This window comes from Moorena sp. SIO4E2 (assembly GCF_010671945.1).
Lineage (GTDB): Bacteria > Cyanobacteriota > Cyanobacteriia > Cyanobacteriales > Coleofasciculaceae > Moorena > Moorena producens.
The window spans coordinates 1-15238 of record NZ_JAAHIE010000139.1 but is presented as its reverse complement, the minus strand read 5'-3'; the positions used below and the strand labels follow the sequence as shown (position 1 = coordinate 15238).

Below are 15238 nucleotides of genomic sequence, written 5' to 3'. Positions count from 1 at the left end.
AATAGGTTCAGGCATTTTTTCCCACTGGTCTGTACCCAGTAGTACTATTGTTCCACAGCACTATAAGCTAGAATTGACAGCACTTTTGGGCGTCTTTAGTACATTTGTACGGGGTAACTTCAGTTATCATCTCTTGCTGTTGTAAACTCAGGGGTTGCCACTTTCGTTGAGAGTTACAACTAGACTGTTTATTATTGTTTGATTTATGCTTATTCATTGCGATTATCCTTGTTGGGTTTGGACGTAAAACCTGTAGTGTAAACTTGATTTGTTCACAACGATAAACTAATGTGAACTGGCATCTCCACACTATCTACTGCTGCTTCTAATTCTCCATCACAATCAGCACAAATTGGAGAGGACATTATGACTGGAATAGTGTTAGATGGTCCCCTACCACCACTCACGCTAATAAATTATCAGGAATTTCCTGTAATAGCGAGTCATTATTAGATAACTGAAGGCTTAATTTATTGATAGTTTTTGTGTTACGTACCATCATGTAATTACTCCTTTTTTTTGTTTGATTTTTGTAATTTTTTCGACGTGGGATTTGAACAAAGCTTGGGTGCAATGCGATCGCCTTTGGCAGTGGGTTCCGCCAATCCCTTACTCTATCATTGTCACCTCTAGATAAAAACACTAACCATAGGGAAAAATCAGGTATTTGGATGCTTCAGAATGGCTAATCAAGTAGTGTTTACGGGAAAAAATCAGGTTAAATCAGGTGCATCAACAATCTACTTGTCCTGTCAAAATGAGTCAAAACCTTGCATTTTTAGATACTGAAGCGTTTTAGGCTGGAAAAGCAATTGACTCTGCCAGTGCCCAGACGGCGATCGCACATTTTCACATCTAGATAAAAATACCAACAATAGGAAAAAATCAGGTATTTGGACACTCTAGCAAGATTTGTCAGGTCAGATTTATAGGAAAAAGTCAGGTTTTAGGTGCGTTAACGTAAGGTGTCATTGCCAGCACCCCCGATCAGGTTATCATCATTGTTGTCTCCTGCTAGAAGGTCATTACCTGGACCGCCGATTAATAAACTCATGAAAGTTGCTCCTGAATTTTTTAGAGATTTTAATTAAGTATCTATAGCATTTCTAAATAAGTCATGAACAATTTTGGTGATTCTTCATAACACAAAAAAATCCTCCAAGCTCTTTCATAATGCTCCCTGCTCCCTTTTTCGTTCAATCCTATGTTCACAACTCAAATACAAACGCTATATAGCAATCAAAAAAAATCGGTCAAGTTTGGGTTAACCCCAATCCTTGACCGAATCTGTACTTTAACGTTCCACAAGTACAGCTCAAATATGGATAATTTCAGATCAATTATGACATGATTCCCGAGTTAGTCAGCAACTACTGGAAAGCAATAACATCCCAACTCATTCTGCTTCATCCTGCTTCATTCTCCTTCACAAAACAACTGTTACCATTCCTGATTTGCCAGGGGGCAACCCTGGCAAAATCCGATCTTAATCTATGTAAAAGTATCGAATCACAAAGGTCATAACCTCACCAGGCTTTCCGGTGGGCTCCGGAGTGCTCCACTCGTCAGGGTAGGCATACTTCAAGGAATACAGGGCATTAATTGTATGCCGAACCTTTTCAGGAGAACCGACCAAGAAATGCTTGACTTTCTTGGGTTTAGGACTTTGGTTGTCAGAGGGAGGAAAATTTTTACTCATCTGAAATTATCTTTGAGTTCGTGTATATAATTAATTTATTAATAAATATATATATTTTCAAGGGGTTTATAAAATTTTTTTTATTAAGAAATAGGGAAAATGGAGCGGAGTCATGGGGAGTATTGGTAGTCTATTTATTTAATAAAATTACTCGTAGGGTGGGCAGTGATTGAAACCGATAAAATCAGCTGGTAATCGGTTTTATAGGCACTGCCCACCGACATCAAATTAACTAAATTTTCAATAAAATTAATCCTAGGGTGGGCAGTGCATAAGACCAATTGAAAAGCTGACAATCGTTTTGGTACCCACTGCCCACCCTACATCTACTCGGAGGGTGGGCAGTGCATAAGACCAATTGAAAAGCTGACAATCGTTTTGGTACCCACTGCCCACCCTACATCTACATCTACATCTACATCTACTCGGAGGGTGGGCAGTGCATAATAAGCACGTTTTTATCTAGGTTGTAAACAAAAGTATTGCAGGAATTGGCTTGCATACAAAAGGCAAAAGCCAAGAGGGTAAAGAGATCCGGAGTTTTATTGGACAAGAAAAAAAGACCTCCTAGGTTTACATTTCATTTATAAACCCTAGACCAATTGAAAAGCTGACAATCGTTTTGGTACCCACTGCCCACCCTACATCAAGTAAATCAACTCACCATCGGTAACCTCAAAAACAGTGGTTTGGCGATCTGCATTCAGAGGCTGGTGTCACACATTGCCTGTTTGTGCATCTTTAGTTTATGGAGGGAAAGAAAATGACAAATTGAAAACTTATGGAAACTAACTACCACGTAAACCTTTTTGGCAGCTGCGACCAACAGCTAGCCAAGCTGCTCAAAGAGTACTGTCGCCTAGTGACCCAACCTGAGTTGTCATCAGAAGATGCTCAAAGCATCACAGAGATCCTAAGCTATAGCAGGTACGACCAAGAACTAAACTATTGGCTATGCCAAGCAGATCAGTTAATTGACTACCAACTCAGCACCGGGGCAATACCTGATTACGACTTGGTGGTGAGTTCCCTTTCCATCAAGAATCTTGCTTATAATCTTACGCGGGTTCCCTCCCATCAAGTGACGTTTGAAACTTTTAAGGAACTAGTAACCCAAACCAAACTGAAGCACAGATTTCTCGACCAATATATCAGCTTTGATGAACAACACTTCTCGCGCAAAGCCATTTTTCAAACCACAGCCCTGACCATTTATATGATTGGCTGGAGACCGGGGCAAGGTACCATTGCCCACCACCACGGTCAGTCCCTAGATGCCATCCTCGTCTACAAAGGAGAAATGACCCATCGCTTCCCTAACCAGGACGAGTGCCTAGAGCCTGACAAAATGCCCTCCAGACCTGGCGAGCTGTTTGGGGAGAATCAACTGGTTTGCATTGACCGCAAGCAACGTCACCTAATGGCTAATAATTCCTCCAAAGATCTGGTCACCCTGCACTTTAGATTTGGTACCCCACCAGACAATATTAATTGGGTAACCAAGATCAGTGAGTGCAAGCCAGCAGCTATTTGGAGCAATTCAAACGCGCACATGGAAGAGATCTGTCGCTTAATGATTGCTTAGAGTCTAGACAAGCCAAATAAACAGGGTGCATCTCACTGTCTTGATGCAGTCGCTCATGGGGGAAACCCCCGTGAGGCCACTGCATCGTCCTCGTTATAAATTTACAACAAAAAGATGCACCCAATCAACACTATGTAATACTGAGGTAAATGCATGAGTCCTCTAACACCAAAAAACTGGGGATTAACGCCCTTAGGTCCTCAACAAGTCCAGTATCTCAAAGGCTACTATTACAACCTCTTGTGCAGGTGCAAATTGCAGCATCGGTGTGACTCGGACGACATCCTCAGCCAGGTATGGGAGAAGGCAGCGGAAGTCGAGCGCTTAGAACGCCCGATTGAAAACCCCGAGGCGTGGGCGAAGAAAGTTGGGGAGCGCATTATTTTCCAAGAGAAAAGGAGGGAACTATCGGAAAAAAAGTTTATTCAGAATCTCAGGTACATGATGCAAAGCCAAATTTTTGCTAGCCCAAGGGACGACCTTGACTGTGATGGCACACTAGGACAGATGCTAGCTTTAGCCCTCAAGGAACTCAAGCAAACCAAGCCGGACTTTCACCAACTAGTGGTGATGCGCTTCTTTGGTGATATGAGCTGGGAGCAGATATCGTTAGAGTTGTACCCAGACACTGCCATTAGCAGAAAAACTATTAACAGGGTGCGTCAGAGGGGAAGTCGCGCTTTGAAAAAACTGAGGAAAATTTTCTTTAGAAACCTTGAGACGTTATAATTTTCTGGATGTAGCGACCCGAAATAAGGCTATTTTTGGGGGCACATTAAAGGCAAATATAGCAGTTATCAAGTTATCAATTGGGTGAGGTACTTCGTCCTGGGTTAATCGGAGTAGGGTTAAGAGTGTGGGGAGTGCTTAACCAGGGCGCGGGTAAGGGGTGGAGTGATAAAAAATCCTGTGTACCTCATGAGTCTTAGAATTGCTATAAGTACGTCAAACTTATCTTTGGAAGCAAAACGTAAGCATTCAGCTATTAGCTTAAGCGCTACGCGCACGCTACGCGAACAGCCATCAGCTATCAGCCATCAGCTAATGCGCTACGCGCACGCTTCGCGAACAGCCATCAGCTAAGCTATCAGCTAATGCGCTACGCGCACGCTTCGCGAACAGCTAATGCGCTACTTGAGGTGCTACTTGAGGTGCTAATGCGCTACTTGAGGTGCTGCGCGAACAGCTATCAGCTTATGCCTTACGTCCCAGCGTCGAAGTCTTTGCCACCCTACTTGAGGTGCTTTTGAATAAAATAAGCATTCAGCCGTCAGCTGACCGCTGACGGCTGAATGCTTACAGCCAAACTTTTTGTCACATAATCAAGATATACGCATCTAACTATTAGAAGCGAAAAAAGTGCATTAAGTTTACTTTTTTCGATTTGCTACTGATTTTTCGTTCTGATTTTATCATTATTAAAGGGTGCATATTCAGCAGCGCAAAGTCAACAATAACCTGACATAAAATCTGGCAATTGTGACGTAAGCTATCAGCTATCAGCCATTGGCCGTAGGCCACTCTACGCGAACAGTTTATGCGCTACTTGAGGTGCTACTTGAGGTGGTTTTGAATAAAATAAGCACCTCAAGTAGCGTGAGCCTTTAGCTCACGGCTGACGGCTGATAGCTGATAGGTTACTGTCAAGCTTTGGTTAACTTTGCGAGATATTCTCTTTATTCTAGTCTGGAGTGCAGGGTTATAATCATGAAATGCGATCAGATTTATTGTGCCTGGATTCAGGATTCTCAAAACGCAGATCATTACGTCTGCCTAAAGTGCAATCGTGAACACTATATCAACGACAATCCTCCTGGATCAGTGATCTTTGTTTGCGTAGCAATAGCTTTCATAGTTATTGCTCTGCTCAGCAATGATGGCGAGATTAAACCCCCAGAAAATCAACACCGAGCAACTCAAATAGAGATGGGTCGAAAAAATCAAGTCCGATACCGGGACTTGTCGCCGACGGCTAACCTCTAGTACCTCTGCAAAATTCCCAGGGCTCTGGGAACAGGGAGGGTGGGAAGTGTGGGAAGTGTGGGGAAGAACGGTTGTGGTTTCCACGGGGCTTACGAGGTGCGTAACCAAGTTCCGCACACAGCCCCTCCCCATTAGGGACTGCATCGCTACTATAACTAGTGCTATAGTAGCGATGCAATTTTCATCCATGGTTCTGAGATTACCAGAATCTGGTGGGGATTTTTTGCGATCGCGTAGCGGCTCAAAAGGAGCATCGCTTTTAGCGTGGCCTACGGCCAATCGCGTAGCGGCTCAAAAGGAGCATCGCATTTATAATCGTTAAAAACTTACCAGAAGGTAGACTAGCAACTTAGATAAAAACTCTTCAAAAGGGTAGAAATTGATTAAAGTTTTACGTGATCATTGGTCTAGGGTAATTGGAGTTAACTTTTTAGAAAAAGCACCAAAACCTCAAGTCTTGGGATTTAGGACTAAACCCGTCTCCATTTCTAGTAAAGTCAATCTCTTTTATGGCAAAAAAAAAGCAAGTTATGAAATTAACTTGCAACGGACTTAACCTGATATATTTTGGGAATTTTATTGGATTATCAACCAAATAATACCATTATCCTTTAATACCATTATTTGGCTTCTAGGTGCAACAGGTATCCGTGTAGGAATTGTGATAATTTGTTATGCCATATTGCTTAGTCCCAGATCCGCTGTTCCCTGTTCCCTTTGCTATACAGCTAATTCACACTTTCATCTACTGTTGAATTCGATGCCCCTGTAGAAATTGGCAATTCCTCGACTTTGGGTAGCTTCTCCAGAGCCAGACGAGAGGAAGAAGTCCCACCGGATAAACGCTTCAGAAGTTTTGGTCTAGGGTCATGGAGCAAGTAAATAATATTATCTCCCGCTTGCAAATCTTCATTCCCACTCGCCACTTGAAAACTCTTTTCCCTCTCCACTAGCAAGGGTACCAGTTCTCCAGAGCGAATTAAGGCTTGTAGATGAGCTCGCTGAAAACCAAATCCAGCTTCCTTGAGAGTGGTTTTGCCCAACTTGATTTGCCCATCATTAATGTACTGGATCCAAGTTTTGATAGGTAGTTGTGGCATGAACGCCTGATTAACCTTAGTTTTATTGTTGTTGCTATTGACTTGGGGGTCACGAGGAAACACAGCTAAGACTCGCGGTGGATTAAACTCCTCCACTGCTCGTTGAGCCAATACCAAGTTAATCTCACCATTCTTGGTCATTGCTAGGAACGTTCCCACCGATTCGATGCCAGCTTCTTCTAGAACATCCACATCCAAACCACTGCTTTGGAAAACCCGCAGATTTTCGTCCCTTGCTTTTTGGCACGCTTCTGGGTCTGTATCAATAAGCACAACAGACTCTCCTCGCTCTTGAAACAAACGAGCAATCAGACGGCTCATCGGATTACAACCGATGATTACAGCACCAGTTGCCTCCTCCTCTGGGTTAAGTTTTAGCCATTTGGCGACCCAGCGAGCGGTCAAACCCTGTAAAACTACCGTCAACATAATTGTCAGGAATACCAAGGCTTTAATCGAGTCACCACCATTAACCCCCCGTTCCGTTAGGAGAATCGCAAACAAGGAAGCCACAGAAGCACTGACAATTCCCTTAGGACCAATCCAGGACACAAATAACTTTTGCCGCCAATTGAGATCACTATTCCAAGTACAAACCACCACACTGATGGGGCGCACCACCAACATCAACACCAAGACGGTAAAGATACTGCCCCAGCCTAGGGCAAACACACTGGCGATGGAGAGGTCAGCGGAGAGCAGTACGAATAACATGGAAACCCCAAGGACAGTTAATTGTCCCTTGAAGCGTCGCAACAAGCGCTCTTCAGGCAGGTCAGAGGCTCCCAAAACTACTCCAGCGACTACAGTTGCCATCAAACCGGATTCAGAGCGAACCATCTGAGCCAAGCCAAACAAACCCCACATGCCAGCCAGTACGACTAAGTTTTTGAGTTCTTCTGAGATGAAGCGTGCTTGCTTGAGAAGAAACCCCATTAACCAGCCCCCTAAGCCCCCAATCACAGCACCGATGCTCAAACGAAGACCTAGACCGACAAATGCTGCATTTGCACCAGCATCACTATTTAAAATTGTGTCCAGGACAACCACTGCCAGAATTGCCCCGACTGGATCAATGAGAACCCCTTCCCCTTCTAGAAGGGTTTCTACACGTCGATCCACTTTCACCTGTTTTAGCAGAGGACTAATCACCGTTGGTCCGGTGACCACCACTAGAGAGGCATAGAGAAAAGCAATTGGCCAAGGAAACTCCCCTAGCCAGTGAGCCGCCATGCCACCTCCTAACAGGGTAATCAGTGTTCCTATGGTAACTAGATTTCTCAGGCTACCAGAAACTTTGCCCAGATCCCGCAGATCTAGGTTGAGCCCTCCTTCAAACAGAATAACTGCCACTGAGAGGGCAACAATTACCTCTAGACCAACCCCTAGCTTCTGTGGGTGCAAAAGACCGAAGCCATCTGGTCCGAGTAGAGTGCCAAACATCAGCAAAAAGACAATGCTGGGAATTTTTAAATACTCACCCATTACCTGGGCACTGATCCCAGCGAAGATGGCGATAACCATCTGTAGGGTTAGTTCAAATGAGCTTTCCATATGCGTAAGTGTCGCAAGTGATCAACTTAGGTAGAAATTCCTCATTATTCTGTGTTCAACTCCATGGGCTGGCTTGGTCAACAAGTGATCGGTTAGCAGTGAATCTGAACTTGAGGTAAGTTCTAGAACATTGCTCGTAGCAGTCGATGGTCAATGACTGAGCTATAGGTCACAGTAATAAAACCGTCTATAGCCTATCTTAAGCATGCCCTTTGTGTCCTGGTAGTGTATCACTTTCATAGGACTTATTACAGAAGTAGGCAACTTCGGAACTTCGGAACAGTGAACAGGTAAGGATTCTGGAGATTAGTGCGTGAACTTTGGCAACAGGTCTTGAAAAAAACTCAAGTTTGAATTACTCAAGACTATAAGCAAAGCTGTTTGCTGTTGTGCCTTACTTAAACGATTGCTGAGCAACAGTTCCTCCCGGAGATAAGATTGAGCCACTGTAAATAGTCATGGGGAGGTTTGAGAGTGTCTGTTACCATGTCATCCTCCTATTTGTCTAATTAGTTTTGTTTATATTGTGTTGATCTTGTGTATAGTTGTCAGACTTTGCCATTGGTCACCAATCTAATTATTAATTGGACTCATAGCTCACACTAATGATAGCTCAAAGGTTTTTATACGTTGATTGGTAATTTCAAAAAAAATTCAGTTTTAATTCATGCTGGATAGTTTAGCACCGTCACTTCAACAACGGACATTCCATCACTGACCGTAAACAGCTTCAACAGAATTGCCTGTTCACGCTCGCGCGAGACGATTAGTTAGAGACGATTAGTTTTCCGACATAATTGAAAGGTTAAAGGTAAAAAGTATACTGCTGTGGTTAAGAACACCAGACAACGGGGTTAGTAGAGTAGATAAGATGGCTAGCAGCATTGGGATAATCCCCCAAGTAGAACCGAAAAATTGGATGATGGCTCGTGGTCTGGTGGGGAACGGTAAAATTAGCTTCGTTCATGGTTTTTTGTTAAACTTCTAGCTTTAATTATGAATTATTGGTAAAGGTAAAGGTAAAGGTAAATTTATGGATCATAAAACGTTTACTTGGGGTGGCTCGGGAAACCGGATACGTAGAACTCAACGCTGGATTGAGAGATTGTCGCTGTTAGGGTTATTCCTGGCAGCACTATTGTTGTTTAGCATCAATTTGGGCAGTGGCTCGTTGCAAGGGGTAGAGCAAAGCATAAGTCATCTTGCGACTCAACTACTTTCAGCAAAGGGGGAATTTGGGCAGTGGCTTTACCCAACTCTCGAAGGTGAAACCCTAACCCTAATTGAATACCCCCCCCTACTAGCCTGGCTAATTGCGGTGGCTTATCAGTTTGGTGGTGTCAACGAGTGGACTACGCGCTTACCTAGTGCCATGCTCAGTGTGCTGTCGGTACTGCTAGTCTATGGTCTTGCTACAGAAATCTTCCCCTGCCGTCAGAAGGGTATTTTCTCTAGCTTGATTTACCTAACTTTCTTACCAATAGCCCATTATGGGCGTATGGCAATCCTGGATGGAGCTAATCTGTGCTTTGTGGTGTTGATGATGTGGTGTGTGTTGCGATCGCGTCGGGACTCACGCTGGTCACTGGCAGCGGGGATCGGATTAAGCTTGATTTTCCTCACTAAGGGGATCCTGGTGGCATTGTTGATCACAGCGATCGCTCTGTTGTTTCTAGCATGGGATACGCCCAGACTCCTGACGTCTACTTATTGGTGGTTGGGATTGCTCCTAGGCTATAGTCCTGCTCTTGCTTGGTACACTGTGCCATTGCTGCTACAGGATCAAAGAGCCGTTACTACAACTACAGCCATTATCTACCAGTCCCTACGCCCGATCTGGACAGCAGTGGATGGGCAAAATCGCCTGCCTTGGTATTACCTGGGGGAAATCTTAAAATTTTCCGCACCTTGGTTACTGTTCTTTTCCTACTGGTTACAGCAGGCTTGGCAGAATCGCCATTGGGGCTGGGCTAAATTGGTACTGGTATGGGCTGGCGGTTACTTGATCGCCATTTCCCTTCTTGCCACTAAATTGCCTGGGTATGTGTTGCCAGTTTACCCAGCATTAGCCCTTGCTGGTGGAGCCCAACTCACAGACATTTGGCATTGGCCTTCTGGCAAATCTTATCCCCGTTTTTGGAGTATTGGTTTAAGTCTGCTAGGTGTTGCTACCATTACTGTGATGCTTCACTTAGGGATTAGAAAAGCTTTTGACCTCAGCTCCTGGCTGTTCTTCGCTTGTGTCCCTTTAACCATGGTTATAGCAGGGATGCTGGTTGCCCGACGGGATAGACAATTTATGGTAATTTTATTCTGGGGAACCTATATTTCACTACTGATTTTGATGTCTTCTGACCATGAGATTTGGCAATTTCCGATCTAGTTCAACTTATTGCTTAATACTGGTCTCCTTGAGTAATGGAAATTGAAGCCAGCCAGAAGAATTGATGATGCCCCTGACTGGATGTTATTTAAACAATATCCCAATTGAGTGATTAAAAGCTAGATTGGGAAGTTTCCATAAATGGGGATGGAAATTGATACACCGCTTTCTTAACAGACAGTGATCGGGTTGGCATTGAGCTATCAGCAGTCAGCTGACGCGCTACTTTCCGGCTTTGCAAACAGCTAATGTTTTGGGAGCCTGGGTTTATCAAGAGAGTAAGCTTATGGGCTCCTTTTCAAACCAGGCTTACCGTTTAAAGCCTCGTGGATTGGTTCTCTTGAGGGCATCATGAATGGCTGGCAAGCACAGCGTTTCAAGTAGCGCTAATGCTGATAACTGACGGCGGAATGCTGACATTTTGAGCGACAGCACATTTACCGGTTACGGCGTTCTAAGCCTTGTCTATTCGGCTCAGGATGCCTCAAGTGCTTCTTCTTCTGTTGGATCAAGTTGTTTAAGGTGAATGTGCTTGCGTCCCAGGGTGATTTCAAACTCGTCCCCTGGTTGTAAACCCATTTGTTTCGTGTAAGCCGAGCCAATCAGAAGATTGCCGTTAGACTGCACACTAATCCGATAGCTGGCACTGCGTCCGCCACGACCATTGCCATTGGTTTTGCTGTCTAATTCAATCCCCTCGGCATCAATAAGGGCATTGAGGAACTTCATCATATTGACTCGCTCTACTCCGTTTTTTGTCACGGTGTAGTAGCCACAGGCTCTAGCTTTTTGTTCTTTGCTCAGGCTACCTAGGTCTTTGACTTTCGCCACCAATGCTTGACCCTGCAGAGGAACGATCGGAGCAGCCATGTTTTTCTTTTTAGCCATCAACTTGAATCTAATACTAAGGACTTAAGTGGTATCCAGCATTTCTACTGGACTGACTGTCAACTAAGATAACAAAATCTTAGTTTAATATCAGTATATGAGACTATCTTACACCCAGAGTGTCAACTGTGTTCGTTAATAGTCAGTTTTTAACTACCGTTCAACTACAGCAATAGGTTGTGAATAGGTCGTGAACAACTCCGATCATCTGGGTCACAGGAAAATTGCCTAGGGTCACGGGAAAATTTGCTAAAAGAGTATGGGCTACTCTTGTAGGCAATTTTCCCACCAGCCACCTGTACTTTCCATCCCTGTCACAAGTCAATGGCTATCTCCATTGGGTGACACTATTTTATAGTTTCTTTGAGCTGTTGCATTCAGCCAACAGGCTATCAGCTATCAGCCATTGATAGTCTAAGATATAAGCTTCTGGCTTGAAGCCGATAGCTAAAAGCATACCGCTCAAAGTATAGTCTTCAGGATGAGAGGGTTCCTTGGTTCCCCCTGCTCTTGATGCTGATAGCTGAGTGCATTAAACGAGCGTGATCTTTAAACGAGCGTGATCTTTAAACAGGTCATAAAATCGTTTCCGACTTGTAAGCATTCAGCTATCAGCGGTCAGCCGTCAGCCGTCAGCAGATGTAACTCAGATTTAACACATGGTTACCTGTTTTATTGATGCAGTTGCTCATGGGGAGAACCCCCTTTGGCGGTGCTGCAACGCCTATTCAAAAGCACCTTAGCTTAATGCTAATAGCTGATAGCTGAACGCGCACGCGTGCGCGTAGCGCATTAGCTGACCGCTGAATGCTTACTCCGACTTTAGTCTTTCAAAGAAATTGTCCCGTTAACTCCCACGTCCACTTTCCGATTGGATTGCTATTTTATTATGAAGCTCACCACTCGTGGACACTACAGTGTTAAGGCACTACTAGATCTGAGCCTAAGACCAGGGTATGGACCGACATCGGTTAGAGCGATCGCTAAACGGCAAGGTCTACCAGCTCCATATCTAGAAAAACTACTGATTGAGATGCGCCGTGCTGGCTTAGTCAAGTCAGTTCGTGGAGCTCAAGGAGGCTATCAATTAGCCCATGAACCCACACAAATTTCCCTCGGCAAAATCCTAGAAGCAGTGGGTGAAACCATCGAACCACTACCCCACCATACCCCAGACGCTGGTCAAGCCGAAGACTGGGTTACATTTACACTTTGGCATCGTTTGCATCAAAAGCTTAAAGAAGCATTGTACACTATAACTCTTGCCGATCTTTATTATGATGCCCGTAGTTGGCAAGCCGCTATGGGAGAAGAAACCAGTTTCGTTGTTTGAATCAATTTTTCGTCAGCATGAAAAAGAGTAACGAACCGATTACTTATGAGGGAGGCTGTCATTGTGGCGCTGTCCGCTTCCGGGTAATTGTCAACAAGCATGAGGCAATTGATTGCAATTGTTCGATGTGTAAAAAAAAGGGCATCTTACACCTGATTGTCTCCCCTGAGCAATTTAGCTTACTTAAGGGATATCAAGTGTTGACTAGTTATACCTTCAACACTCACACAGCGAAGCACACATTCTGCCAAATCTGTGGGATTCATCCTTTCTATCGACCCCGTTCTCATCCCAATGGGATTTCTGTCAACCTACGTTGCCTTGACGGTGATGTTCTATCTCAATTTAGCATTGTCCCTTTCGATGGGGCTAACTGGGAAGAGAATGTCGATAAAATTAGAAAGTAGTGGTTCAAATCCTGGGTAATAACCATACTAATGGTGTCATTTTGCTGCTGGCGGCTAGTCTGGATTATCTGATCGGTGATCCTTGGGGTTGGGTCCATCCAGTGCAGGTTATGGGCTGGGTAATCTCTCACTTCACTCAGTTAGCAATTCACCTCTGGCAGCAGCCTTGGCAACGACGCTTAGCAGGAATTGGGTTGGGTATTGGACTAATTATTGGGAGTGGAGTAGCTGGATGGTTTATTGTCCTCCTAGGAATCTGGCTCAATCCCTTTTTGGGTATAGGCATAGGAACTATCTTGCTAGCCAGTTGTTTTGCGGGTCGCTCTCTTCGAGCAGCAGCAATGGATGTATTACAGCCTTTAACTGCTGGAGAATTAAAATTAGCCCGTTCTCGATTAAGTCAATATGTTGGTCGTGATACAGAAAATCTTTGTGAGTCGGAAATCCTACGAGCTGTCCTAGAAACGGTGGCGGAAAACACTACCGATGGGGTCACAGCCCCTCTGTTTTATGCCATTGTTGGAGCGTTGATTCCTGGGGTTGGTAGTGTTCCTCTTGCCTTAGCTTATAAAGCTGCCAGTACTTTAGATTCGATGGTCGGTTACCGGCGAGAGCCTTACACGAATTTAGGTTGGTTTAGTGCTAAATTTGAAGATTTACTAACCTGGATACCCTGTCGATTAACCGTATTGACCCTAGCCTTGATGTCTGGAAAACCTCAGCAGGTCTGGCATCTGTGTCGCCGTGATGCTATTGCTGATCCCAGTCCTAACTCTGGCTGGAGTGAATCGGCTTTTGCTGTGATTTTGGAGGTTCAGCTGGGGGGGACTAATTTTTACAGTGGTGTTGTCAAGCAAAAACCCTTATTAGGGAAACCTACCTACGAGATCACACCAGGCAAAATTGACCAAGCCTTAGAGCTGACACGTTATTGCTTTTTAATTTGGCTGGGGATAGGGTTGGTTTTTTGTCTAGTCCAATATGCGATCGCTTTACACAACCTGATCGTTTAATCAGGCAATTATTTTTTTTTGCTTAAATTTTCCCCTATGGTAGGAAATTGTATTATAACCTTTTTCCAGCCATCTATTTGGCGTTGCTGAACAAAAGAATGACATCAAGTATAGTTGGGTCAGTTACCGATTACCGATTACCGATTACTGATTACCCTTGGGTCTTCCAGCTGATAGCAAAGCCATCAGTTTTCCCCCAACTTTAGGGGGAATTGTGATCATAATTGCCTCAAAACTTAATAAAACTTAAAAAAGGAGAAAAACGTGGAAGTACTTGCTTACACTCATTCCTATGAATCCTATGAAGAAGCAGTAGGTATTGATTGTGATCTAGATCTAAGAGAACTCAACCTCAACTGGTTTAAAATTCCCAACACTGCTTGGCTCGGTTTGGTAGGATGTGCGGTCTGGTTAGCGAGTCTGAGTGTAACGGCTCCAGTGTTTGCGGCTTTGGAAACAGGGATCAAAGTCAAGACAAGTGGTGGTTGCTTGACTGCACGCAAAGGTCCTAGCGATACTTCCGCAGCTGTTGTCTGTGTTAGCAATGGAGCTGTACTCAAACCTGTGGTTGCTACAAATGGGAATTGGTTGCAGCTCAGCAGTGGCAATTGGGTTTATGGTCCTTACACTACCTCTCGATACTTTAATGGCAGTGATCAAGGGGGTGGCGGTAGTCCGATTTTGGAATCAGGAATCAAAGTCAAGACTCCCAATGGTGGGTGTTTGAAAGCACTCACTGGTCCTGGCACTGGTCAGCTTGTTGCTTGTGTCCGCAGTGGATCTGCACTCAAACCTGTGGTTGCTACAAATGGGAATTGGTTGCAGCTCAGCAGTGGCAATTGGGTTTATGGTCCTTACACTACCTCTAAATTATTTGATGAAAGTAGTGAAGGGGGTGGCGGTAGTCCGACTTTGGAATCAGGAATCAAAGTCAAGACTCCCAATGGTGGCTGTTTAAAAGCACTCCCTGGTCCTGGTACTGGTCAGGCTGTTACCTGTGTAAGCAGTGGCTCTGTACTCAAACCTGTGGTTGCTAAAAATGGGAATTGGCTACAGCTGAGCAGCGGCAATTGGGTCTATGGTCCTTACACTACCTCTAAATTCTTTTAATCTTAATCTTGATACCACAGAACCTACCCAGTAACTCTACTTGTAAGGTGCGTTATGATGCTGGTGGCGAAATATTGTGCAACATTAGCCTGGGAAAGTATTTAGAGCTGCAAAGCATGAAATGCGAGTACCAGCGAGAGGAATCCCTTGAACCCAAGCAAACAGACGCTTGAGATTGATAGC

Annotated in this window: 16 protein-coding genes; 10 read left to right on the top strand and 6 right to left on the bottom strand. The window is 44.3% G+C overall.

What is annotated here, in order from left to right; translation table 11 throughout:
- Positions 1–955 precede the first annotated feature (955 nt).
- Together F6K37_RS16320 and F6K37_RS16315 are read right to left on the bottom strand one after the other, a co-directional pair.
- A complete protein-coding gene (locus F6K37_RS16320) occupies positions 956–1054 on the bottom strand; it encodes a hypothetical protein (RefSeq protein WP_287251193.1) in 99 nt (32 codons plus the stop codon).
- 432 nt (positions 1055–1486) lie between these two features.
- Complete coding sequence (locus F6K37_RS16315) at positions 1487–1699, bottom strand: hypothetical protein (protein WP_287251192.1); 213 nt, start codon at positions 1697–1699, stop codon at positions 1487–1489.
- A gap of 781 nt (positions 1700–2480) precedes the next feature.
- Between F6K37_RS16315 and F6K37_RS16310 the strand changes: the two genes are divergently transcribed.
- From F6K37_RS16310 to F6K37_RS16290, 5 genes are all read left to right on the top strand, one after another.
- Complete coding sequence (locus tag F6K37_RS16310; RefSeq protein ID WP_287251190.1) at positions 2481–3284, top strand: cupin domain-containing protein; 804 nt, start codon at positions 2481–2483, stop codon at positions 3282–3284.
- A 153-nt stretch (positions 3285–3437) separates the two neighbouring features.
- Positions 3438–4013 carry an RNA polymerase sigma factor gene (locus F6K37_RS16305; protein ID WP_287251189.1) on the top strand — a complete coding sequence of 192 codons (576 nt, stop codon included), beginning with the start codon at positions 3438–3440 and terminating at the stop codon, positions 4011–4013.
- A gap of 189 nt (positions 4014–4202) precedes the next feature.
- Entirely contained in the window at positions 4203–4367 is a 165-nt protein-coding gene (locus F6K37_RS16300; protein ID WP_287251188.1) for a hypothetical protein, read from the top strand.
- Positions 4368–4991: 624 nt separating this feature from the next.
- Positions 4992–5267: a hypothetical protein gene (locus tag F6K37_RS16295; RefSeq protein ID WP_287251186.1), complete on the top strand. Its 276-nt coding sequence runs from the start codon at positions 4992–4994 to the stop codon at positions 5265–5267.
- A gap of 172 nt (positions 5268–5439) precedes the next feature.
- Entirely contained in the window at positions 5440–5589 is a 150-nt protein-coding gene (locus tag F6K37_RS16290) for a hypothetical protein (RefSeq protein WP_154659791.1), read from the top strand.
- Positions 5590–5995: 406 nt separating this feature from the next.
- On the opposite strand, the gene F6K37_RS16285 is transcribed toward F6K37_RS16290, so the two are convergent.
- Together F6K37_RS16285 and F6K37_RS16280 are read right to left on the bottom strand one after the other, a co-directional pair.
- Positions 5996–7921, bottom strand: a complete 1926-nt coding sequence (locus F6K37_RS16285; protein ID WP_008184392.1) for a cation:proton antiporter — start codon at positions 7919–7921, stop codon at positions 5996–5998.
- 832 nt (positions 7922–8753) lie between these two features.
- On the bottom strand, positions 8754–8888 hold the full coding sequence (locus F6K37_RS16280) for a hypothetical protein (RefSeq protein WP_267872031.1): 135 nt from the start codon (positions 8886–8888) through the stop codon (positions 8754–8756).
- A gap of 66 nt (positions 8889–8954) precedes the next feature.
- Here F6K37_RS16280 and F6K37_RS16275 point away from each other — a divergent pair, with 66 nt between their 5' ends.
- Entirely contained in the window at positions 8955–10304 is a 1350-nt protein-coding gene (locus F6K37_RS16275; RefSeq protein WP_008184393.1) for an ArnT family glycosyltransferase, read from the top strand.
- 309 nt (positions 10305–10613) lie between these two features.
- Here the strand turns inward: F6K37_RS16275 and F6K37_RS16270 are convergent, their stop codons facing one another.
- Positions 10614–10739, bottom strand: coding sequence for a hypothetical protein (locus F6K37_RS16270; protein ID WP_287251184.1), 126 nt, complete (start codon positions 10737–10739; stop codon positions 10614–10616).
- Between the two features lie 39 nt (positions 10740–10778).
- Positions 10779–11192: an AbrB family transcriptional regulator gene (locus tag F6K37_RS16265; RefSeq protein WP_008184396.1), complete on the bottom strand. Its 414-nt coding sequence runs from the start codon at positions 11190–11192 to the stop codon at positions 10779–10781.
- A gap of 889 nt (positions 11193–12081) precedes the next feature.
- Here F6K37_RS16265 and F6K37_RS16260 point away from each other — a divergent pair.
- From F6K37_RS16260 to F6K37_RS16245, 4 genes are all read left to right on the top strand, one after another.
- Positions 12082–12525 carry an Rrf2 family transcriptional regulator gene (locus F6K37_RS16260; protein WP_008184397.1) on the top strand — a complete coding sequence of 148 codons (444 nt, stop codon included), beginning with the start codon at positions 12082–12084 and terminating at the stop codon, positions 12523–12525.
- Positions 12526–12542: 17 nt separating this feature from the next.
- Positions 12543–12932 (top strand): GFA family protein, encoded by a 390-nt coding sequence (locus F6K37_RS16255; protein ID WP_008184398.1) that lies wholly within the window; start codon positions 12543–12545, stop codon positions 12930–12932.
- Entirely contained in the window at positions 12932–13945 is a 1014-nt protein-coding gene (gene cbiB, locus F6K37_RS16250) for an adenosylcobinamide-phosphate synthase CbiB (RefSeq protein WP_008184399.1), read from the top strand. Before F6K37_RS16255 ends, cbiB begins: the two co-directional genes overlap by 1 nt.
- Positions 13946–14209: 264 nt before the next feature.
- Positions 14210–15055: a hypothetical protein gene (locus tag F6K37_RS16245; protein ID WP_008184400.1), complete on the top strand. Its 846-nt coding sequence runs from the start codon at positions 14210–14212 to the stop codon at positions 15053–15055.
- Positions 15056–15238 lie beyond the last annotated feature (183 nt).